Source organism: Actinosynnema pretiosum, from assembly GCF_002354875.1.
Taxonomy (GTDB): Bacteria; Actinomycetota; Actinomycetes; order Mycobacteriales; family Pseudonocardiaceae; genus Actinosynnema; species Actinosynnema auranticum.
This window is the reverse complement of record NZ_CP023445.1, coordinates 2,837,514-2,861,050: the sequence shown is the minus strand read 5'-3', so window position 1 is coordinate 2,861,050 and position 23,537 is coordinate 2,837,514. Positions and strand designations below refer to the sequence as shown.

General features: G+C 77.5%; 7 protein-coding genes. All 7 read right to left on the bottom strand.

The features are described 5' to 3' along the window. Window positions 1-212: 212 nt before the first annotated feature. From CNX65_RS12750 to CNX65_RS12720, 7 genes are read right to left on the bottom strand one after another with little or no spacing between them, the layout of a single operon-like run. A complete protein-coding gene (locus tag CNX65_RS12750; RefSeq protein ID WP_096492978.1) occupies window positions 213-1,964 on the bottom strand; it encodes a hypothetical protein in 1,752 nt (583 codons plus the stop codon). Continuing rightward, a complete protein-coding gene (locus CNX65_RS12745; RefSeq protein ID WP_232519804.1) occupies window positions 1,961-5,779 on the bottom strand; it encodes a DUF5682 family protein in 3,819 nt (1,272 codons plus the stop codon). The genes CNX65_RS12750 and CNX65_RS12745 overlap by 4 nt, the downstream gene beginning before the upstream one ends. Next, window positions 5,760-6,917: an ATP-binding protein gene (locus CNX65_RS12740; protein WP_096492976.1), complete on the bottom strand. Its 1,158-nt coding sequence runs from the start codon at window positions 6,915-6,917 to the stop codon at window positions 5,760-5,762. The genes CNX65_RS12745 and CNX65_RS12740 overlap by 20 nt, the downstream gene beginning before the upstream one ends. Continuing rightward, window positions 6,914-12,079 carry a hypothetical protein gene (locus CNX65_RS37790; RefSeq protein ID WP_096492975.1) on the bottom strand — a complete coding sequence of 1,722 codons (5,166 nt, stop codon included), beginning with the start codon at window positions 12,077-12,079 and terminating at the stop codon, window positions 6,914-6,916. Before CNX65_RS37790 ends, CNX65_RS12740 begins: the two co-directional genes overlap by 4 nt. Then, a complete protein-coding gene (locus tag CNX65_RS12730) occupies window positions 12,076-16,974 on the bottom strand; it encodes a hypothetical protein (protein WP_157767618.1) in 4,899 nt (1,632 codons plus the stop codon). Before CNX65_RS12730 ends, CNX65_RS37790 begins: the two co-directional genes overlap by 4 nt. Then, entirely contained in the window at window positions 16,971-21,875 is a 4,905-nt protein-coding gene (locus CNX65_RS37785; RefSeq protein WP_096492974.1) for a hypothetical protein, read from the bottom strand. The genes CNX65_RS12730 and CNX65_RS37785 overlap by 4 nt, the downstream gene beginning before the upstream one ends. Further along, window positions 21,872-22,726 carry a DUF4132 domain-containing protein gene (locus tag CNX65_RS12720; protein WP_096492973.1) on the bottom strand — a complete coding sequence of 285 codons (855 nt, stop codon included), beginning with the start codon at window positions 22,724-22,726 and terminating at the stop codon, window positions 21,872-21,874. Before CNX65_RS12720 ends, CNX65_RS37785 begins: the two co-directional genes overlap by 4 nt. Window positions 22,727-23,537: the final 811 nt, after the last annotated feature.

Genomic DNA, 23,537 nt, shown 5'->3' with positions numbered 1-23,537 from the left:
GCCAATGGGAGCGGGCGGGCCGCCCCGGCGGGCGGGTGCCGCCCATCGGGGCACGGGCCCCGGCGCGCACGGCGGAACCCGTTGCCCCGCAAGGGGAAGCTCCGGATTCAGGCGGGCCGGGAGAGGGGTGCGGCGGGTGGTGGGCCCCTACGGGAAACCGCTGCCCGCAGCCGCCCCGGTCCGGAGCCCGGACCGGGGCGGCCACGGTCGGCTCAGCCCCCGCCCACGACCTCCACCCAGGTGCGGCGCGCCGCCGCCCTGGTGAACTCGCGGACGTGCAGGCCCGCGCGCAGCCAGGCGTGCGGGAACGCGTCGCCCGCGTCCCGCAGCACCCGGCCGAACGCGTCGCGCTCCCGGTCCCGCGACGCCGCCGCCAGCTCCTCCAGCAGCGCCGCCGTGGTCAGCAGGCCCGAGTCGCGCAGGGCGGCCACGTCCCGGCCGGTCGACGCGACGCCCGCCACGGCCCGGCCGCCCAGGGTGACCCGGTGCAGCACGTTCTCCAGCGGACGCAGCGGCGGCGGCACGGACGGGCGGGCGTCCTCGCCGTCCGGCGGCAGGTCGTGGGTCGCGCCGCGCGCCACGTGCGAGCGCTGGATGCGGTCAAGGCCCAGGTCGGCGCGCCCCTTCAGGGCCGAGGGCAGGTCGACGTCGCCGGACAGGGCCAGCGCGACCGCCGCGCCGGGGCGCTCGGGCAGGAGCCTGGCCACGACCTTGACCCGCAGGCCGTCCGCGCCGGAGAGCACGCGCAGGTTGTCCCTGGTGCGCTCGTCCCGCGCGACCAGGTCGACGCACCCGCCGCCGACCTGCACGCGCAGCGCCGCGCCCACCGGCCCCTGCACGACGCCCTCGACGAACAGCAGCGCGTCACCCGGCGGGCGGTGCGCCTCGGGCCGGGCGGCGGCCCGGAAGGCCCGGTCCACCTGCTCGGCCAGCGGCTGCCGCCACAGCCCGGCCAGGGGCTCCTCGTCCCAGGTCGCGCCGGACGCGGCCACCGCGCGCACGGCCTTGCCCGCGCCCAGCCTGCGGTCCGGGGAGGCGGTGCCGCCGGACAGCAGCAGGCCGCCGCGGCCGAGCCCGGCCTGGGTCAGGCCGGACTCGCCGATCGCCACCGGTCCGCCCGCCGCCGCGACCACCCGCTCCCGGCCACCGGGCAGGATCGCCGGGACGGTCCACAGGCCGCCCCTGTCGTCCACCAGGTGGGTGACCACGCCCGCGTAGCCGGAGCTGGTCACGACCGGTTCGGTGCACAGCCCGTACAGGCGCAGCGCCCCGATCGGGCGGTACTCGCGGCGGGCGGTGCCGCGCAGCTCCGCCGGGTCGACGGGGACGCCCGCGCGCAGGTCGTGGCAGAGCAGCAGCAGCTCGACCAGCTCGGCGGTGAGCAGCTCGCGGTCGAACGAGGACGATCCCGCCCTCGCGTCCGCCAGCATCGAGGCGATCCGCAGGCCCGCCGACGACGCGCGGTGCAGGCCGGCGACGCGGGCGACGTGCACCGCCCGCAGCAGACCGGCCCGCACGACCGCGCCGCTGCCGGACGCGCCGGAGCGCAGCACGGTCGCGCACGCCTCCCACAGCACGGCGGCGGCGGAGCGCTCGTCCTCGCGGATCGGCGGCGGACCGGACTCCGCCACGACCTCCGCCACGGGGGCCGCGACCTCGGCCGGGGCTCCGGTGTCGGGGGCCTCGGCGACCTCGGCCGCCGCGACCGCGACGCCCCGGTGCAGGCACTTGGGCGCGAGCAGGCAGGTGCAGGTCAGGTCGTCGGCCGAGGCGAGCACCCCGCCGCGCAGCACCCAGGTGAGGGCGGTGTCGGCGTCCAGCTCGGCCCGCGCCCCGTCCCCGTCGACCACGACCTGCCAGGCCGCCGCCTTGTCGAGCGCGGCGTCGACCCGCTTGCGCAGGCGCGGCGGGAGGGCGTCGAGCACGTCGGCGACCACGGCGGGCGCCACCGGGGGCGGGGTCATCCGCGCACCTTCTCCCCGACCCAGCGGGCCAGCTCCTGCGGGCTCAGCGCGGCCACCGGCATCCCGGCGGCCACCAGCGAACCCGCGATCGACGTGGAGTAGCGGGGCTTGCCGGTGTCGTCCAGGCTCGCGCAGCCCAGCACCGTGACACCGGCGGACACCAGCTCCCTGACCTGCGCGGTGAGCGAGGCGACCGGTCCGCCCTCCTCGAAGTCGCTGACCAGCACCACCATCGTCCTCTCCGGCACGGTCACCAGGTCGCGGGCGTGCCGCAGCGCGCCCGCGATGTGCGTGCCACCGCCGACCCTGACCTCCAGCAGCAGCGACAGCGGGTCGGCGACCCGCTCGCTCAGGTCGACCACCTGGGTGGAGAACGCCAGGAAGTGCGTGGTCAGCGACCGCACGCCCGCGAACACGGACGCGGTGAGCGCCGCCCACACCGTGGACGCCTCCATCGAGCCCGACACGTCGACCACGAGGATCAGCCGCCAGTCGTTGGCCTTGCGGCCCCGGCTGCGGAACACCGGGCGCTCCGGGATGACCACGACCTTGCCCCGCTCGTCGCGGCGGGCCGTGGCCAGGTTCGCCCTGAGGGTGCGCGGCAGGTCGAGCTTGCCGCCGGGGCGGCGGGTGGGGAACGGCAGCTGCATCCCGGTCAGGGCGGGCCTGATCCGGTTGGCGAGCTGCTCGGCCAGCTCGCGGACCAGCCGCGCCACCAGCGGGCGCAACCGGGCGAGCGCGTCCTCGGAGAGGCCGCCCGCCAGGGACAGGACGTTGCGCAGCAGGTCGACCGAGGGGCGCACGGAGGTCGGGTCGATCTCCAGCGCGGCCTCCAGCCTGCCGCCCTCGGCGGCGGCGGCCAGGACCTCCTCGCGGACCCGGTCGCCGAACAGGGCCCTGAGCTCGTCGGACCACTCGCGCACGACGGGGAACGGGTCCCCGTCGCCGCCCGCGCTGCCCCCGAGCGACCCGCTGTCCGCGCCCTCGCCCCGGTCGTGGCCGTAGAGCTCGTCCAGGGCCGCGGCGTACCGGCCACCGCCCGCCGGGCGGTCGCCGCGCGCGCCGAGCAGGAGGCGCCAGCGCAGCACCGGGGCGAGTTCGGCGGGCGGGGTGGGCCCGGCCTCGTCCGCCCCGGCCGGGCCGAGGTCGGCGACGGCGGGACCGGTAGGACTGGCGGCACCGACGGCATCGGCGGCCCCGACAGGACTGGCAGGACTGGCAGCACCCTCGGGACCAGCGGCCCCGGCGCCTTCGGGACCGGTAGGACCGGCGGCGCCGGGAGTCCCAGCGCCCTCCCCGCTCGTGGGAGCGCTTCCACCAGGCTCGGGCACCGAGGTGGACACGCCGACCGCCATCGTGGTGGCCGCCGACGTGGTCGACGCCGGGAAGGCGTCGGCGGTCGCGCCGCCCGCAGCGGAACCGGTTGCCGCCGCAGCGCCACCCGCAGCAGCGCCACCCGCAGCAGCGCCACCCGCAGCAGCGCCACCCGCAGCAGCCTCCGCCGCGCCCGCGTCGCCACCACCAGCCGCAGCACCGTCCAGCCCGTGCAGCCGCAGCGCCTCCACAGCCTCCCGCTCGGCCCCCAGCCACAGCGCCAGCAGCTCCGGGTCCGGGTCACCGGCCCGGTCCACCCGCGCGCCGACCCGCTCCTGCACCACGGCCAGCACCCGCGCGCGGGCGGCCGGGCCGATGGTGGTGAACGCGCCGCGCAGCGCGGGCAGGCGGTCCAGGAAGGCCCGGTCGTCCAGGGACTCCACCCGGTCCAGCAGCGGTTCGAGGGCCTCGGTGGTCTCCAGCAGGGCGGTGGCCGCCGCGAGCACGCCGGTCAGGGCGCGCTTCAGCGCGTCCCTGCCCTCCGGGGTGCTCGCGGTGTCGATCCAGGACGCGACGCGCTCGCCCAGCTCGGCCGGTTCGGCCAGGCCCAGCAGGACCCTGGTGGCCCCGGCCGCGCCCGCGATGAGCGGGCCCGCGCCGTCCGCCAGCTCGCGCAGCGCCACGGCCAGCCGCACGCCGGTGCCGTGCGCGTCGTGCCGCTGGCCCAGCTCGACCAGCGCCCGCGCGTCGGCCGGGTCGTCGGACCCGGCCAGGCCCTCCAGCTGGGCCACCGCCGCCGTCTCCAGGTCGCGGGACAGCACCGGGTGCCCGTCCAGCACCTCGCCGGGCGTGCCGGGCAGGTGCCCGGCGCGCAACCGGTCCAGCAGGGACAGCGCGGCCAGCAGGTCGTGCAGGGTGCCCGAGGTGGGCAGCACGGCCGCCGCGTCGTCCAGCAGCACGCCGACCACGTCCGGCAGACCGCACGCGGCGGCCTCGGCGAGGTCGGCGAGCACCTCGGCGGGGGTGTGGCCGCCGCCGCGCTCGCGCTCGGCGCGGCGGGCCATGAGCCTGCCGCGCGCCGCCAGCTCCAGGGTCGCCCCCCACATGCCCGCGACGGGCAGGGTGGCGGCCGTGGCGGGCGTCCACGCGACGGTCCACCGGGTGGTCAGCGCCTCGCCGCCGCCGACGCCCGCGGTCGCGGTCTCGCTGCCGTAGGGCACGCCGAGCGCGTCCAGCCTGCGCAGGGCGACCTCGCGGCGCGCGTCGAGCGGCGAGCGCAGCGGGTCAAGGCGCAGCTGCGCCGGTTCGGTCGAGCCCGGACCCGGCAGCCGCAGCTCCTCCACCAGGGCCTCCACGGCGGGGGCGAGGCCGGAGCGCGGGGTGCCGGGGGCGAGCAGGCCGAGCCGCTGGCCGACCAGCACGTCACCGGCGGCGCGGGCCACGACCCGGCCGCGGCCGAGTGGTTCGGCGTGGGTGAGCACGCTCTGCACCGCCTCCACCAGCTCGCCCCGGCCCGGCGCGGGCAGCCCGCGCAGCTTGGCCAGGTCGACCGCCAGGCGCAGCGCCTCGCGCGCCTCGCCGGGACCGGCCGGGTGGCCGAGCTCGCGCACGCGCGCGCAGATCCGCACGACGAACGCCGCCGCCGAGGCCTCCACGGCCGCCGCGTCGCCGCCCGACTCGTAGACGGCCTGCTGCCACTCCGGGTCGCGGATGCCCGCCGGGTAGCCGGAGCGCTCGTCCAGCAGCGCGAACCCGTACGGCACCAGCGAGGTCACCACCTCGGGCCCGCTGCCTGCCGGGCGGTCGCCGTCCGGGCCGCGCAGCAGGGCGGCGGCGTGGAAGGAGCCGATGACGGCGGCCGAGCGGCGCCCTGCGACGTCGGCGACGGCGTGCCGCATCCACTCCTCGCGGCGCAGGTCGAACCCGTCGACGCCGTCGCCGTCCGGGCCCTCCGCGTCACGCCGCAGCGCCAGGCCGACCAGCAGCGCGGCGCGGCGCACCGACTCGGGCGCCTGGCCGGGCGCGGCGGCCTCGACCAGGCGGTCCCACAGGTCGTCGCCGTCCCGCCCGGTGATCACCCCGCGCAGCGCGTCGGCCAGCGGGGTGCCGTGGTCGTGCCCACCCCGGTGGCCGTCGCCGCGCAGCGCGATGGGCAGGTCGCACGGCCGCACCTCGACGCCGTTGCGGCGCGCCCAGCGGATCGCGGCCAGCTCCGGGGAGAAGTCCGCGAACGGGTAGAACGCGAGCGAGCCGCCGTCGCGGGCCGCCCCGGACAGGGCGACCGGCGCGAGCAGGTCGGGGTCGGCCAGGTGCGGCAGCCACTCCCCCAGCTCCTGCGGCAGCTCCACCAGCAGGACCTCGGGGTCGGCGGCCTCCAGCAGCGCGGGCATCGCGGCGGCGAGCGCGGGCGAGTGGTGGCGGACCCCGATCAGCACGGGCTCGCGGTGGTCGGCCAGCCGGTCCGCCACCGCGCGGTCCGGATCAGCCTTCGAGGACGTCACGGAGTTCCCACAGCCGTCGCCAGGTGCGCGCGCCGGACTCGGCGCGCCGCCGCACCGCGCCGTCCCAGTAGCCGCGCAGCTTCGCCGCGTCCGCCGGGTCGTCCTTGCGCACCACGCCCAGCAGGTGGCCGGGCAGCAGGGACAGCGGGTCGCGGTCGCTCGGGAAGTACGCGTCGGCCAGGCCCAGCGCGGTCGCCACCGACACCGCCTCGGCGGTGCTCATGACCGTGGACGGCCGCTCGACCGCCCAGCCCTCGCCGGACACGCCGTCGCGCAGGTCGCGGAACGCGGTGACCAGCACCTCCAGCACCACGTCGTCCACGGCGAACGGCGCGCCGACCCGCTCCAGGGCGGACTTGGCCTGCCTGCGCACCAGCTCGGTCTCGGCGGCCAGGTCGCCGATCGGGCCGACCGCCTCGAAGTTGAAGCGGCGCTTGAGGGCGGCGGACATCTCCGACACGCCCCGGTCGCGCAGGTTCGCGGTGGCGATGACGGTGAAACCGGGGGCGGCGTGCACGGTGGCCGCGTCGGTGCCGGACAGCTCGGGCACCGCGATGCGGCGGTCGGACAGGATCGACACCAGCGCGTCCTGCACCTCGGGCAGGCAGCGGGTGACCTCCTCGACGCGGACCACGCCGCCGGTGCGCATCGCCGACAGCACCGGGGACGGCACGAGCGCGCGCGGGCTGGGGCCCTCGGCGAGCAGCATCGCGTAGTTCCAGCCGTAGCGCAGCTGGTCCTCGGTGGTGCCCGCGGTGCCCTGCACGGTCAGCTGGCTGGTGCCGGAGACGGCGGCGGCGAGCAGCTCGGACAGCATCGACTTGGCCGTGCCCGGCTCGCCGACCAGCAGCAGGCCGCGCTCACCGGCGAGGGTGACCACGGCCCGCTCCACGAGGGCGCGCTCGCCGACGAACTTCGGGCTGATCACCAGCCGCTTGGGCAGGCCGTCGGCCTTCGCGCCCTTGGGGAGGGCGAGCGCGTCGCCGCCGCTGCCCACGATGAACGTGACGACCGCGCGCGGGGTGAGCCGCCAGCCGGGTGGCCTGAGGCCGTCGTCGTGCGCCGCGAGGAACGCGAGCTCCTCGCGGTGGGCGTCCTCGGCTGGTTCTACCTGCCTGGCGGGGGCGGTGGCGGTCACCGGTGTCCTCCGGTCCTGTGCGGTTCTGGGGTGGGCGCGTCCCCGTCCAGCACGCGCTGCCAGGCGCGGGCGAACAGGTCGGCGACGGGTTCACCGGGCACGAGCGCGCCGGTGCGCTTGGGGGTGTCCGCTCGCGCGGGGTCGAGCAGGTCGGCCTTCCAGGTCTCCAGCGGCGGGTGCGGCTTGCCGGGGTCGACGACGGGGCCGGGGAGGAACAGGGCGCGGCCCGCGCGGGGGCGGCGCGCGGTCACCACCAGGTCGGTGGCGGCCAGCTCGGCGCGGGCGCGCTTGAGGCGGTCGGGCTTCCAGCCGGTCCAGCGGGCGGTGTTGGCGTCCGAGGGGTCGGGGAGCGCGAGGAGCTGGAGGTAGAGGACGGCGGCGTCGTGGGAGAGGCCGAGGGTGGCGGACACCTCGGTGACCAGGTGCGGGGCGGAGGTGGCGGGGTCCTGGAAGTGGGCGTCCGGGTCGGTGTCGGCGCGCGCGGCGCAGGCGGCGGTGAGGGAGTCCTTGGCGAGGGCTTCCAGGTGGGCGGCGACGCGCCAGCGGACCGAGGGGGTGTCGAACTTGGGGTGGGCGGCTCGGGCGCGGAGGAGTTCGAGCGCCTCGGGCAGGCTCGCGCGCAGCGGGGAGGCGGCCGGGAGGCGGTAGGCGAGCCAGGTGAGGGCTTCGAGGGCGGGGCCGAGGTGGTCGGCGGTGAAGCCGTCGGGGGTGGACTGGGGAGCCGGGGGCGCCGGGGGCGCGCTGGTGAGACCGGCCCTGGTCAGCGCGGCGCTGTTCAGGGCTCCGGCGGACGGGCGGGTGGCGCGGACGCCGAGGGGGCGGCGCGGGCGGTTGGTGGTGAGCCAGGTGGCGCTCGTGGGGTTGGCCAGGTCGGAGAGCAGGTCGGTGGAGCGCTCGCCGAACGCCAGGTGGGCGTCGAGCAGGACGTCGTCGGGCACCGGGAGGCGGCGCCCCCGCTCGGCCGTCCACGCGCGGGCGATCGCGGCGGTGTCCTGGCCGGTGGTCCACAGGGCGGTCGGGTCGTCGGGGACGGCGGCGGCGAGCAGGGCGCGGCGGAACCGGTCGGGGGTGCTGTCCAGCGCGCGCCTGGCCATGTCGGCCTCGGCGGTGGACAGGCCGATCAGGCGGCGGTCCGGCTCGGGGAGGAAGTGCTCGGCGGGGCCGTTGACGCCGGGCAGGCCGGCGAGCAGCAGCGCGGCCTGGGCGGTGCCGATGCCCGCGCGCTCGGCGAGGTCCTTCGGGGCGTCCGGGTTCCAGGGGGCGGGGCCGCGGTCGGCGAGGGCGGTCAGGAAGGCCAGGACCGAGGCGGGGGTGAGCGGGGTGCGGACCTCGCGGGCGTCGGCGAGGAGGGCGCGCGGGGGGAGCGCGAACTCGCCGGGGGTCCGGGTGAACTGGAGGCCTTCGACGCGGCAGGTGCCGTTGCGGCGGACGCGGCGCTCGAAGAACGCGACGAAGCCGTCGGCGAGCGGGGTGGCGCGGTGCGGCGGCGGGGCGAACCGGGAGGGCAGCTCGAAGGCGACGACCCGCCACCGCCGCGACCCGTCGACCAGGCCGGCGCGCACCAGGGCGCGCAGGAACCCGACGAGGGCGTCCCGGTGCGGGGGCGGGGTGAGCGGGGAGGCGGCCCGGTGCAGGAGAGCGCCGAGGTCGGGCAGCGCGGCGTGCCAGCCCGCCGGGGCCGCGGGCGGGAGGGGGCGGGAGTCGGCGGGCTTGGGGGCGCGACCACCGGCCAGGCGGGCGAAGCGCTGGCCGAGGGCGGTTCCGGCGAAGCCAAGGGGGAGGGAGGAGGCGGCGGCGGACGGGGCGGGTTTGGCCAGCTCCGCGCCGGGGGTAGGGGTGGGGGCGGCGGTGTCGGGCTCGGCCGAGGTGGGCGCGGCGGGACCGGACCCGGCGGCGGCAGGCGCAGCGACGTCGGGCTCAGCCGACGTGGACGCGGCGGGACCGGACTCAACGGCAGCAGGCGCAGCGACGTCGAACTTGGCCGAGGCGGGCGCGGCAAGACCGGACCCGGCGGCGGCAGGCGCAGCGACGTCGGGCCCGGCCGAGGCGGGCGCGGCGGGACCGGACTCGGCGGGACCGGACTTGGTGGCAGCAGGCGCGGCGGTGTCGCGAGTGGGCGGGGAACCGGCTGCGGTGAGGGCTGGGGCGGCGGTGGGAACTGCGGCTGTGTGGGTGTTGGCGGGGGCCGTTGGCGCTGCCGGAGCAACCGGAGCCGCCGGAGCAACCGGAGCCGCCGGAGTGACCGGTGCCGCCGGAGCCACTGGTGCCGCCGATGTCGCCGGAGTGGCCGGAGCCACCGATGCCACCGGAGCCACTGGTGCCGCCGAAGTGACCGGAGCCGTGGGGTCCGCGGTCTCGGGAGTTGTGGTCAGCTCGCCCAGGGCGGTGATCAGCTCGGTCAGGGGGCGGGTGCCCTGGTGGCCCGGCCAGTGGGGGCGGCCGAACCAGAACAGGCTGGCGGCCAGCGTGGTCTCGGTTGCCGCCGTTCCCGCCGTGGGCAGGGCGTTCGGGTCCGCGGTGCGGGCCGCCTCGGCGATCGGGGTGAACGCCCGGAAGCCCGTCAGCAGGGTCGCCGCGTGGCGGGCCAGCGCCGCCACGCCCGTGATCAGGGCCGGGTCGGTGACGGCGGGGAGCGCGGCCGTCACGGCTTCCGCCACCGGGTCGGGGTGGCCGGGGCGGGTGGTGGGCGCGGTGGTCGGGGCGGGGTGGGACGGGGTGGGGTGGGGCGGGGTGCCCGGCAGGGCGTGGTCGCCGTCGGACAGGGCCGCCGCGAGGATCGCCTCGGCCTGCTGCGCGGTCACCTCGCGCAGCGCGGCCGAACCGGGCTCGTCTCGTGGGCGCAGCACGTGCCACCACGCGAGGGGCGGCAGGAGCGGGGTGCCCGCGGCGTGGTGGCGGTCGTGGTTGAGGTGCAGTTCGGCGCGTTCCACCGCCTCCGCGTCCAGCAGGGTGAGCCTGCGGCAGTGCGGGGCGGACGGGCAGCGGCCCGCGTCCAGCACGGTCAGCCGCGCCCCGCCGGGGAGGTCGAGCAGGCCCAGCGGGGGTGGGGAGGTCGCCGGGAGGTGGGTTCGGGCGCCGGTGACGGACTCGCCGGTCCACGATCCGTCGCGGTTCCTGCGGAGTCGCCAGCCGTGCTTGCCGTCGCGCTCGCCCAGCGGGCTCCCGGTGGTGGCCGGGGTGGACGAGCGCAGGTCGGAGCGGGACAGGTCCAGGTCGGCGCCCTCGGCGACGAAGTCGGCGAAGAAACCGGGGAGGGGCGCGCCCGGACGGACCGCGGGCGGCGGGGCGGGCGGCTCGCCGGTGATCACAGGCCACGGGGTCGCGCCGGACGGGGAGCGGTGGGCCTCGGGAGCGGCGTCGGGGAGGCCGACCGGGGCGGGAGCGGGTGCTGCCGGGCGCTTCGCGCTCGGGGGGCGGGGGGTGTGCTCGGCGAGCACGGCGTCCGGGCCCACCAGCGCGCCCGCGTCGCCCCTGCGCAGCAGCAGCTCCGGCCAGTCGCCGCCCACCGCGCGGACGCCCTCGCCGAGGGCGTGGGCCGCCCGGTCCAGCGCGGGCCAGCCCAGCTCGTCCAGCACGCCCGCGCGCAGGGTCGCCGCCAGCGCGCCCGCGACGTCCGCGGCGGCCAGCGACTCGGCGGCCTCCGGGGCGTCCGCGAACACCTCCGGCCTGGCCACCGGGCGCACCCGGTCAAGCAACCTGGCCAGCTCGGGGAGGCCGCGCGGGAGGGGGTCGGACTGGGCGGTGATCCACCGGGTCAGCGCCCGGCGCAGGCCGGGGACGGCCAGCACCTCGCGCAGCGCGTCGGTGGTGGCCGGACCCCGGTGGGTGGTGGCGCGCAGGTGGGCGTGCACGGCCGCGCCCAGCGCGACGCCGTGCTCCGAACCCGCCAGCGCCAGCAGGTCGCGGCGGCCCGGCTCGGCGCAGGACAGCCAGCGGGCCAGCCGGTGCTCGGCGCCCACCGCGTCGGGCGGCCCGGCGACCAGGTCGAGTGGGACGCCTCGGGCCAGGAGCAGGTCCAGGAGGTCGAGCGCGGGGAAGTCCGGGGTCCGCACCGGCAGGGCGTCCGCCACGAGCCTGAGCGCCAGCTCCTCCACCAGGTCCAGCAGCGCCGGGACGCGCGCCGGACCGCCGCCGGTGGCCGCGATGACCCGCGACAACCAGTGCGCGGCCGGGAGCGGGGCGGTTCCGTCGGGGGTGGTGTACGCGGCGGTGGCGCCGCTGGCCGCCACCGCCTCCAGCCAGGCCGGGACCGCGTCCGGGAGCGCCGGGACGGCCGCCAGCAGGTGCGCCCTGGTCTCCAGGGCCCGCGCGGACAGCCGGGTCAGCGCGGCGTGGTGGTGGGTCCAGAACGACCGGGGAGCCCTGGTCGTCGCCGGGCAGGCCAGGACCGCCGCCAGCAGGCGCTCCTGCTCGGCCTGCGCGTCCGCGCCCGCCGCGCGCGCCAACCTGGCCAGCTCGGCGGGCATCGTCGGGTGCGGGGCCAGCCCCGCCCGGACCCGGTCCACGCACAGGGCGAAGAACGCCTCGTGCGCGCGCGCCCGGTCGGGGTGTTCGAGCAGGGACCTGGCGTGCGCGGTCAGCGCCTTCGCGGTGACCGCGCCCGCCAGCGAGAACTCCAGGAACACCGCCCGCGACCGGTCGAGGTCCACGGGCAGGGCGTGCTCGCGCTCCGCCTCCCGCGCCCGGTCGAACATCGCCGCCGCCGAGGTGGGGCTGCCCGCCGCGAGGAACACCCGGCCCGCCCGCTCGTGGAACACCGGCAGCAGGCTCGGGTCCACGTGCGCCAGCAGCTCCCCCAGCCGGGCGAACCCGGCCCTGGCCGCGCCCGGCCTCGCCCTGACCAGCGGGACCAGCCCGGCCGGGTCGGCGACCAGGTCCAGGACGTACTCGACGTACGCCGGGCCGCCCCCGGCCGACCGGTCCCCCGGTTCGGGGACGACGGCCCCCTCGACCGGCCGGACCCGCGTGGGCGGGGTGAAGCCGAGGAGGCCCGCCAGGACCTCCTCGGCCTCGGCCAGCGACTCCGGCACGAGCCGGACCACGACGCGGTCGCCGAGCACCGGGTGGGACCGGCGCCGGGCGGTGACCGCGTCGTGGGCGCCACCGGTCCGACCGCCGGGGGACGCCCCGGACGCGGTCGGACCGGTGGCGGGGGACGTCATCGGCGGCTCCCGGTGCGCAGCTCCTCGTAGGCCGGGGCGTCGCCGTCGAGCACGCGCCGCCAGGCGCGCTCGAACAGGGCCGCCACCGGCTCGACCGGGACGATCGCGCCGCCGCGCTTGGCCGGTTCGTAGCCGAAGGCCACGTCGAACATCGCGGCCTTCCACGTCTCCACCGGCAGGTGCGGCTTCTTCAGGTCCGACCAGCCGCCCGGCAGGAACAGCGACCGGCCCGCCCGCGCCCGCTTGGCGCTGAGCACCAGGTCGGTCTCGGCCAGCTCGGCGCGCGCCTTCTTCAGCCGCGCGGGCTTCCACCCGGTCCACCGGGCCGTGTTGGCGTCGGTCGGGTCGGGAAGGGCCAGCAGCTGGAGGTACAGCACGGCCGCGTCGGCGGACAGGCCGAACCGCTCGGCCGCCTGCTCGACCAGGTGCGGGACCGAGAACGCCGGGTCCTGGAAGAACACCTCCGGGTCGGTGCCCTCGGGCGCGACCGCCGCGCACAGCGCGGTCAGCCCGTCGGTGGCGAGCAGGTCGCCGCAGGCGATGACGTCCGACGAGTACGACTGCTCGGCCAGCGCCTGGAACACGGCCCGGTCCTGCGGGCGCACCCGCGCGGGCCACGCGATCAGGGTGCAGTACTCCTCGGAGGTGGTGACCACGTCCAGCCACCCCCCGTGGTTCGTGATCGCGCCGATCGTGCGGTCGGCGGTGATGCCGAGCATCTTCTCCACGGCCACCGTCTCACGCCACGTGCCGAGCTGGATCGCCAGGTCCCGGCTGGCGTTGCGGGCGCGCACCAGCTCCAGCGCGACGGGCAGCCGCGAGCGCAGCGGCGAGGCCGCGGGCAGCCGGTAGGCCAGCCAGGTCAGCGCCTCCAGGGACACCGTCAGGTGGTGGCCGGTGAAGCCCTCGCTCTCGCGCATCTTCAGGTTGTTCTCGACGATGTGCATCCGCGCGTCGGTGGTGAGCCACTCGGTGCGCTCGGGGTTGAGCAGCGCGGCGAGCGTGGTCTCCGGCGAGCGGCCGGTCAGCGACTTGCTGGCGTCCAGCAGCACGTCGTCGGGCACCTGCACGCGCCTGCCGCGCGCGTCCACCCACACCCGAGCGACGGCCTCGACGTCCGGGCCGCCCTCCCACAGCGCCACCGGGTCGGCGGGCACGGCGGCGGCGAGCAGCTCGCGGCGGAACCGCTTGTCGGTGTCGCGCAGGCCCTGCCTGGCGGCCTTGAGCTCGGCGGCGGACAGGCCGATGAGCTTGCGCTGCTCGGTGGTCAGGAAGTTCGCGCCCCAGGTCTCGATCTCGGGCATCCCGGCGAGCAGCAGCGCCGACACCGAGGTGCCGAGGCCGGTCAGCCCGGCCAGCTCCTCGGGGGCGTCGGCGCGCCACGGCGCGGGGCCGCGCTCGGCGAGCACGTCCAGGAACCGCAGCACGTCCGCGCCGGTCAGGGCGCCGCGCAGCTCGCGCGAGTAGGACAGCGTGGCCTTGGGCGGCAGGGCGAACCGGCCCGGCTCGGGGCTGAACTGGAGGCCCTCCACCAGGTAGGTGTCGTCCTCGCGGGAGCCGCTGTTGGTGGTGAACGTGGCGAAGCCGCCGCCCAGCGGGAGCACGGCGTGCTTGGTCAGCTGGGTCTTCACCGGGAGGTTGATCCCGACCACGCGCCAGCGGCCGGTGCCGTCGACCAGTCCGGCGTCGGCGAGCGAGCGCAGCAGCAGGACCAGGGCCTCCCGCTCCGGCTCGGGGGTGAGCGGCGAGGCCGCGCGGTGCAGCAGCGCGGGCAGCTCGGGCAGCACCTTGTGCCAGGTGGTGCTGTCCGGGTGCGGCAGCGCCTTCGCCAGGGCGGGACCGGCGGCGGCCTGCCCGAGCGCGGCGATCAGCTCGGGCAGCGTCGTCGCGCCGGAGTGGCCGGACCGGTAGCGGTAACCGCCGAACCAGTCGAGCGCGCCCTCGACGGCCTCCGCGCTCACGACCGGGCCGCTCGGGGCGAGCGCGTCCAGGTCGGTGGTGCGGGCCGCCTCGGCGACCGGCGCGAACGCCCGGTAGCCCACCAGCAGCTTCGCGGCCCGGCGCACCAGGTCGGACACGCCGACGACCAGCGCCGGGTGGGTCAGGCCGGGCAGCGCCCCGGCGACGGCCTCCGCGACCAGGTCGCGCGGGGCCTTCTCACCGCGCACGCGGCGCAGCAGCGCGCCCAGCCGCCAGCGGTGCGCGGTGGGCAGCTCGTCGCGCTCCTCCTTCGGCAGCGCGGCCTCGGCGACCGCGGCGGCGAGCAGGGCCTCGGCGGCCTCGCGGGTGACCGCGCGCAGCGCCGCCGAACCGGCCTCGTCGCGCGGGCGCAGCACGTGCCACCAGCCCATCGGCGGCATCAGCGGGGTGCCCGCCGAGTAGTCCGCGTGCTGCTGGCCGACGCCGTCCAGGGAGCCCACGACGACGCCGTGCTCGTCGAGCAGGTCGATGGTCCGGTAGTGCGACACGAGGGTGAGCTTGCCGCCACCGGGCAGGGCGAGCTGCCCGACCGGCGCGTAGCGCTCGCCGTCGGTCAGGTGCACCCGCCTGCCGTCGACGCCCTCGGCCAGCCAGGACTTGTCGGCCTGGCGGCGCACCCGCCAGCCGTGCAGGCCGTTCGCCTCGCCCAGCGGGCTGCCGGTGGTGGCCGGGACGGACGGGCGCAGGCTGCAGGAGTGCACGTTCAGCGAGGCGCCGTCGGCGGCGAAGTCCTCCAGGAACGCGGGCAGGCTCGCCCGGCCGAGCTCGCCGGTGGCCGGGTCGACCTCGACCAGGCCCTGGCCGCCCTCGGGCAGGGGCCCGAGGGCCCACAGGTTGGCGCCGTCGCCGTAGACCCGCCGGGGCGAGGGGATGTGCGTGTCGCCGCGCTGGAGCAGCCTGCCGCCGGTGAACAGGCCCGCGGGCGTGGTGATCGCGGGCTCCGGGGTGGAGCCGCCGTAGTAGCTGTTCTCGCGGTTGGTCTGGAAGATCTTGCTGGGCGCGTCGCTCCAGTAGCCCAGCTCCTCGTCCGGGCCCTGCCAGCGCACCAGCAGCGCCCCGTCGTGCCAGGTGCCGGTGGGCTCGAACGACCAGCGGTGGCGCAGGTCGGCGGGGATGCGGGCCTGGTGCTCGGCGAGCACCCCGTCCGGGCCGACGACCACGAACTTCTCGGCGCGGCGCAGCACCAGCACCGGCCAGGCCCCGCCCGCGAGGACGACGCCGGGGTCGTCCTTGATCTTCTCGGCCTCCAGCGCCCGGACGGCCTCCTCCAGGGCGGGCCAGCCCAGCTCGTCGAACAGGCCGGCGCGCAGCGTGTCGGCGAGGACCTGGGGGACGTCGGTGTCGGCGAAGGCCTGGGCGACCTCGGGGGTGTCGGCGAACACCTCGGGCACGGCCAGGACGCTCAGCTGCTCCAGCCGCTCCCCCAGCGCGGGCAGGCCGCGCGGGGCGTCGTCGGCGGCCCTGGCGGTGTTCCACGCGGAGAGCGCGGTGCGCAGGCCGGGCACGGCGAGCACCTGGAGCAGCGCGTCCACCGTGGTCAGGCCCTTGTCGGTTCTGGCGCGCAGGCAGTTGTAGACGCCGTCGCCGAGCCGGTCGACGAACCGGGAGGCGGCGACGGCGGCGAGGTCGCGGGCGCCGGGCTCGTCGTCGCCCAGCCAGGAGCCGACCTGGTAGTCGATGTCCCTGCGCTTGGGCTCGGCGATCGGGACGCCCTCGGTGAGCAGCAGGTCGAGCAGGTCGAGCGCGTAGAAGCGCCAGCCGAGCAGCAGGCGCACCTCGTGGCCGTCGGCGACGAGCCTCGGGGCCATGGCCTCGGCCAGTTCGAGCAGCTTCGGCAGGCGCGGCTGGGCGCCCCAGTTGCTGTGGCTGACGGCGATGACGTCGGAGAGCCACTCGGCGGCGGGCCGGGGCGCGGCGGGCGCGGTCTCCACCGGGTCGGTGTACGCGCGGGTCGCGCCGCAGGCGGTGACGATGTCCAGCCACAGCGGCAGCGCGGCCGACGCGGACGGCACGAACGTGAGCAGGTGCGAGCGCACCTCCGGGTCGGCGGTGGCCATGCGCACCAGCGCGGTGCGGTAGTGCTTCCAGAAGCCCTGGCCCGCGCGCGGGATCGAGGCGCTGTCGAGCAGGGCGGTCAGCAGCCGCTCGTCCTGCTCGGCCTGGTCCAGCTTCGCGGCCTTGACCAGGCGCTTGAGGTCCTCGGGCATCCCGGTGTACGGGGGCAGGCCGCCCCTGGTGCGCTCGACGCACAGGGTGAGGAAGCCCTCGTACGCCTCCACCGGGTCGGCCCGCTTGAGCAGCACCTTCGCGTGCGCCGACAGCGCCTTGGCGGTCAGCGCGCCCGCGAACGCGAACTCCAGGAACACCTCGCGGGTGCGGGCGTTGTCGACCTCGAGGTCGTGCACCTCCTCCGCCTCGCGCGCCTTGCCGAACATGGTGGCCGCGTAGGTGGTGTTGCCGTGCTCCAGGAACGCGCGGCCTGCCTGCTCGTAGAAGGTGGGCAGGAAGTGCGGGGCGGAGCGGCCGAGCATGTCGCCGAGGGCGGTGAACCCGTCCTTGGCGGCGCCCGCGCGGGAGCGCGCCATCCTGGCCAGGCGCTGCACGTCCTTGACGAGGTTGAGCGCGTGGTGGCCGTTGGCCGGGTCGTTGACCAGCGCCCACGCCGGGAAGCCCAGCGCCTCGCGCTTGCCGGTGCCCACGCCCTCCACGCGGGAGGGGGCGCTGAAGCCGAGGAACTCGGCGGTCAGGTCCTCGGCCTTGCCGAGCACGCTCGGCACGAGCTTGACGACCACGCGCTCGCCGAGCGCCGGGTGCCCGTAGTGGCGGGCGGTGATCGTGTCGCGGTCCTCACCGGTCGAGTCGGTGCCGGGCAGCACGGCTCCTGCGGTGATCATCCTGGCGGCGGTGGCGGTCACCGGTCTCCTCCGGTCGTGAGCTGGTCGTAGGCGGGCGCGTCCCCGGTCAGCACGCGCTCCCAGGCGCGGGCGAACAGGTCGGCGACGGGTTCGGCGGGCGCGATCACGCCCGTCGAGTGGTCGGGGTAGGTGACGCCGCCGTACAGCGACGTCTTCCACACCTCCAGTGGCAGCCGGGGTTTGCGCTGGTCGAGCCAGCCGCCCGGCAGGAACAGGGAGCGCCCGGCCCTGGAGCGCTTGCCGCCGACGACCAGGTCGGTGCCTGCGAGGGCGGTCCGCGCCTTCGTGAGGCGGGCGCGCTTCCAGCCGGTCCACCGCGCCACGTTCGCGTCGGTCGGGTCCGGCAGGGCGAGCAGTTGCAGGTAGAGCGCCGCAGCGTCGGCGGGCAGGCCGTGCCGGTCGGCGACCTGCTCCACCAGGTGCGGCGCGGAGAAGGTCGGGTCCTGGAAGTGCGCGTCCGGACCGGTCCCCTCGGGCGCGGTGACGGCGCAGGCGGCGGCAAGGCCGGGGTCGAGCGCCAGGCGCAGGCGGCCGACGTCCCAGCGGCTGTGGACGACCTCGGTGAGCGCGTCGAGCAGCGGCTGGTCCTGCGGTCGGAGCAGGGCCGGTCGCACGAGCAGGGCGCAGAAGCTGAAGTGCGAGCGGGCGACCTCCAGCCACTCCCGGTGCCTGCCGACCTCCCCGACCGGGCCGACCTCGACGCCGGTCAGGTCGGTGATCGCCTGGACGTCCTGGAGGTCGCGGAGCAGGAAGGCGAAGCCCTCGTGCGCCAGGCGCGCGCGGACCAGGTCGAGCGAGCGGGCCAGCGCGGGCCGCAGCGGCGAGGCGGCGGGCAGCCGGTAGGCCAGCCAGGCCAGCGCGCCGGGCGCCCCGGACAGGTCGTCGCCGTCGAAGGCCGCCTCGTCGGAGACCACCGGCTCGGCGTCCACGAGGGTGGTCTCGCCGTCGACGTGCAGCCAGCGGGCCAGGTCCGGGTTGAGCAGGTCGGAGACCCGGCGCCGCTCGTCGTCGTGCCACAGCTCGCGGTTGACCACGACCTGGAGGTCGTCGGGCAGCGACGCGCGCTTGCCGAAGGCGTCGGTCCACACCCGTGCGACGGACTCGACGTCCGGGCCCGCGTCCCACAGCGCCAGCGGGTCGGCGGGCACGGCGGCGGCGAGCAGGGCCAGCCTCCGGCGGGCGGACAGCGCGCCGAGGACCGGGCAGGCCGAGGCGGTCTCGGCGCTGCTCAGCCCGACCAGCGCGCGCTCGGCGGCGTCGAGGAACACCTTCGGCCGGAAGCGCAGGCCGGGCATCCCGGTGAGCAGCGCCGTCGCGGCCACCCGGCCCGCGCCGGTCAGCTCGGCCAGGGCGGGACCGGCGTCCGGCCGCCACGGGGCGGGCCCGCGCTCGGCCAGCGCGTCCAGGAACCGCAGCACGTCCGCGCCGGTCAGCGCGCCGCGCGCGGGGTCCGACTCCAGCAGGGCCATGCCCGGCGGCGGGGTGGGGCTGTCCGGTTCGCGGGTGAACTGGAGCCCGGTGGCCTGCATGACGCCGCCGCCCTCGTCCCGCTTGCGGTAGTGGACGACCAGGAAGCCGTCTGCCGTGGGCAGGGCGACGTTGGCCAGCGTGGTCTCCGGGCAGCGCACCACGACGGTGCGCCACCGGCCGGGCTCGTCGTGCATCCCGGCCTCGACCGTGGCGCGCAGCACCGCGACCAGGGCGGCGCGCTGGTCGGCCGGGGTGAGCGGGGACGCGGCCCGGTAGAGCAGCGCGTCGAGCGCGGGCAGGTGGTCGGTCCAGTAGTGGCAGGTCAGGGGCGGCAGCGGGGTCGGCTCGGTCAGCTCAGCGCTGGCCGCGCGCCCCAGTGCGGCGATCGCGGCGGGCAGGCCGCTGGGCGCCGGCGCGGTGGTGGCGCGGTACGGCTCCCGGAACCACGAGAGCGCGTCGTCGACCTGCCAGTCGGTGATCGTGGGCCCGGTCGCGGCCAGCGCCTCCGGGCCCAGCGCGCGGGCGGTGTCGGCGAACGCGGCGAACGCGCGGAACCCGGCGCGCAGCAGGGCGCCGCGGCGCACCACGTCGGCCACGCCCGCGATCAGACCGGGGTGGGTCAGGCCGGGCAGGGCGGTGGTGATGGCCTCGGCGAGCGGGATGGCCTGCCCCCGCGAGACGGCCGCGAGCCAGGCCTGCCGGTCGTGCTTGTCCAGCTCCTCGACCAGGCCCTCCTCGCCGACCGCGGCGTCGAGCATGGCGTCGACGGCCTCGCGGGTGACCGCGCGCAGCGCCGCCGAACCGGCCTCGTCGCGCGGGCGCAGCACGTGCCACCAGTCCAGCGGCGGCACGACCGGGCTGCCCGAGGCGTTCTCCTGGCAGGGCTCGTCGCCGAGCGCGTCGAGCCTGCCCAGCTCGGTGCCGTCGACGTCGAGCAGCCGCAGGCCGTTGTGCACGGCCATCAGCACGAGCCGCCCGCCCGAGGGCAGGTGCAGCAGCCCGGCCGGGATCTCGCCGATCTTCGGCCTGCGCAGGGCGCGGCCGTCGATCCCCTCGGCCGACCAGGAGCGGTCCGCCTCGCGGCGCACCCGCCAGCCGTGCAGGCCGTTCGCCGCGCCCAGCGGGCTGGTCGCGGTCTCGGGGACGGCGGGCCGCAGCTCGCAGGCCTCGTGGACCAGCCGGGCGCCGGTGGTGGCGAAGCCCTCCAGGAACGCGGGCAGGCTGGTCCGGCCCGCGTCGCCGGTGGCCGGGTCGATCTCGTGCAGGCTCCAGTCCCAGGCCTCGCCCCGGTAGGCCCACAGGGTCGTGCCGTCGCTCAGCGGGTCGGCGGTGACCGGGATGTCCGTGTCGCCGAGCTGCACGACCCGGCCGCCGGAGAACCGGCCGTCGCCGACCGCGATGGAGCCGCGCAGCGCGCCCGCGCGGTGGAACGGCGGTCGCCGGTCGGGCAGCGGGAAGGTGCTGCCGGGCGCGTGGCTCCAGTAGGCGCGCTCGCCGCCGGGGGCGTTCCAGCGCACCAGGAGCGAGCCGTCGTGCCAGTCGGCGCTCACCCGGAAGAACAGGCCGTGGCGCTGGTCGGCGGGGATGCGCAGCTGGTGCTCGTCGAGCACGCCGTCCGGGCCGACGACGACCAGCCGCTCGCCCCGGCTGAGCACGAGCGCGGGCCAGCCCTCGCCCGCGATCCGGGTGCCGTAGTCGCCGGGCGGGAGGGCCGCGAGGTCGCGGTGCGCCTGGTCGAGGGCGGGCCAGCCCAGCTCGTCGTACAGGCCGGCGCGCAGGGTGGTCAGGACGGCGCCCGCGACATCGGTGGCGGCGATCGCGTCGGCGGCCTCGGGCACGTCGGCGAACGCCTCGGGGATGCCGACCACGCGCAGCTCCGCCAGCCGCTCGCGCAGGGCGGGCAGCCCGTGCGGGCCGGGGCCGGGCGAGCGGGTGGTGATCCACGCGCCGAGCGCGGCGCGCAGGCCGGGGACGGCGCAGGCGGCGGTCAGCACGCCCGCGTCGACCACGTCGGCGCGCACGGCCCGCTCCAGGTGCACGACCAGGCCCTCGCCGAGGGCGTCGGCGAACTCGGAGGCGGCCAGGGCGCGCAGGTCGCGGCGGCCGGGGGCCTCGTCGGCGAGCCACTTGCCGACCGTGAGGTAGCTGTCGGGGTGCAGCGGGGGCGCGACGGGCACACCGCCCGCGAGGACCAGGTCGAGGACGTCGAGGGCGTGGTTGCGCCAGCCGCGCAGCAGCTCGACGGGGTGGCCGTCGGCGCGCAGGCGGGGCAGCATCCGCTCGACGAGGTCGAGCAGGGCCCGGGAGCGGGGGTTGGGCTCCCAGACGGGGTGGGCGGTGACGACGGCGGTGGCCAGCCAGTGCGCGGCGGTGACGGGGAGCGGCGGGCCGTCCGGGTCGGTGAGGGCGTCGGCGGCGCCGGACTCGGTGAGGACGTCGAGCCAGGTGTCGAACGCGGCGGCGTCGGCGGGGATGAACTCCAGCAGCCTGCGCCGCACGTCCGCGTCGGCGCGCGCCAGGTCGACGAGCGCGGGCCGGTAGGACTTCCAGAAGCCGGCGTTCGCCCTGGTGACGGCGGTCGTGCCGAGCAGGGCGGACAGCACGGACCGCTGCTCGGCGCGCTGGTCGAGCTTGGCCGCCTTGGCCAACCGGTTCAGGTCCTCGGGCATCCCGGCGTACGGGGGCAGCCCGCCCTGGGTGCGCTTGACGCACAGCGCGCGGAACAGGGCGTAGGAGGCGGCCGGGTCGCCCCGGCCGACCAGGCCCCTGGCGTGCGCGGACAGCGCCTTGGCGGTCAGGGCGCCCGCGAACGCGAACTCCAGGAACACCTCGCGCAGCCGGTCGTGGTCGACCGCCAGGTCGTGCACCCGCTCGGCCTCGCGGGCCTTGCCGAACAGCACGGCGGCGAAGGCCGGGTTGCCCGCGGCGACGAACGAGCGGGCGGCCTGCTCGTAGAAGGTGGGCAGGAAGTGCGGGGCGGAGCGGCCGAGGCGCTCGCCGAGGGCGAGGAACTGCTCCTTGGCCTGCGTTGGCCGCCCGGACGCCTGCCGCGAGACCCGCTCCAGGTCCTTGACCAGGGCGAGCGCGTGGTGGCCGTTGGCCGGGTCGTTGACCAGCGCCCACGCCGGGAAGCCCAGCGCGACCCGCTTGGCCCGCCCGACCGCGCGGACGCGCTCGGGGGCGGGGAAGCCGAGGAACTCGGCGGTCAGGTCCTCGGCGCGGCCCAGCTCCTCGGGAGCCAGCCGGACCACGACGCGGCCTTCGGCGCCGGGGTGGCGGTAGTGGCGGGCCGTGGTGGTCGCGGACTGGTCGGGCCACGGCTGCTCGGTCCCGGACCGGTCGGTGTCGGACCGGCCGGTGTCGGGCTGCCCGGCCCCGGCTCCCAGCGGCAGGACCGCGCCCGCGGCCAGGAGCGCGGCCGGGTCCGTCACGACTGCCCGTCCTTGTCGTCCACGACGCGGCCCGCGTGGATCGCCGAGGCCATGCGCATCCCCTCGGACCAGGCGACCGGGCCGACCTCGGCGAGCGGCACCGACGTGCCGTCCTCCAGCGCCCACGCCAGGTGACCGGTCCAGGTCTCGCCCTCCGGGTAGTCGGAGCCGAGCCAGAAGCGGGCCTCCACGACCCGGCCGCCCTCGAACGCCGCGTAGACCGCGTCGCCGCCGCGCACCGGGTAGCCGAGCGTGCGGCAGCGGCTGAGGGCGTGGTTGAGCTGCTCGAACTTGCCGCCCGCGAAGTCGTCGACGGCGTTGCGGCCCTCGGGGAACGACTCGGGCTTGACGAAGGTCTGCCGGAACAGCTGCTGCGCCTTCTGCTCCACGCCCAGCTCCGCGCCGAACTCGCGCAGCTCCTCCAGGTCCGCCAGCAGCACCGGGTGCGGGATGTCGACCGCCTCCGGGGACAGCCGCAGCGTCTCGCCGTCGAGGTTGACCACGCCGAGCCCGCGCTCGGGGTCGGCGTCGCGCAGGAACCCGGTCTCGCCGTCGGCGGTGACGACCAGGTCGCGCAGCGCGCTCGCCCACGCCTCGTCCGCCCACACCTCGGCGAGCAGCGCGGTCGGCACCGGCAGCGAGCGCACCATCCAGCCGTCCACGGTGGACAGGCACTCGGCCTCGTGCCTGGTCAGCCACTCGGTCAGCTGCCGCAGCTGCACGACCTGCGGATCGTCCTTGATGGACGCGGGCACGGAGGACAGGACCTTGCCCTTGGCGTTGCGGCACTGCACACGCCCGTTCTCCCCAAGCCGCACCTGGTACCCGGACGCGGCGTCGAGCCAGCCCACGTTTCCTCCCTGCGTTGTCGGTCTTGCGGTGTGTGACGTCGGTGTCGACGTGATGTGGCGGACGTTAGCGATGGGGTCCGACAAAAACCGTCGAGCGTGTTGTTCCCAACTGGCCGTAACGCCGCCGACCTCGGTCGAGCTCCACTTCGGACGCGAGCGCGGGCCGGTTCGTTCCCAGGGTGGGGATGATCTTCGGGAGGGGCGGGTGGGATGGGGACGGGGCGGGGACCGGGGTGGTCGCGGGCGTTGGCGGGGGCGGTCGCGGGTGGCCCGCGAGGTGGTCCGTGCGCCGTTGGCGAGGCGGGCCGCGCGCTGCTCGCGAGGCGGGCCGCGCGCCGCCAGCGGGGTGATCCGCGCGCTGCCAGTGGGGGGCCGTGTGCTGCCAGCAGGGTGGTCCGCAGGCGGCCAGTGGGGGTCCGCAGGCGGCCAGTGGGGGTCCGCAGGCGGCCAGTGGGGGTCCGCAGGCGGCCGGGGTCGTGATCCGGAGGCTGCCAGCGCCGTGGCCCGCACGCGGGCAGGGCCGTGGTCCGCCAGCGGCCGGAACCATGGCCCGCACACCACCCGCACCGTGATCCGCAGGCGGTCAGCGCCGTGGTCCGCGCGGCGGCCGGAGCCGTGTTCGCGGGCGGCTCGCGCCCTGGTCCGCCCGCGTCCAAGGCCATGGCCCGCACGCCACCCGCGCCGTCGTCCGCACGCGCTCAGGGCCGTGGTCCGCGCGGCGGCCGGAGCCTTGTTCGCGGGCGGTTCGCGCCCTGGTCCGCCCGCCGTCCGGAGGGCTGTCGCTGCGCCTTTGGGTCCGCCACGATCGGGG

Coding starts and splice junctions, on each gene's coding strand:
- CNX65_RS12750 (WP_096492978.1), bottom strand. CDS start 1,964: ATGACCCCGCCCCCGGTGGCGCCCGCCGTGGTCGCCGACGTGCTCGAC.
- CNX65_RS37790 (WP_096492975.1), bottom strand. CDS start 12,079: ATGACGTCCCCCGCCACCGGTCCGACCGCGTCCGGGGCGTCCCCCGGC.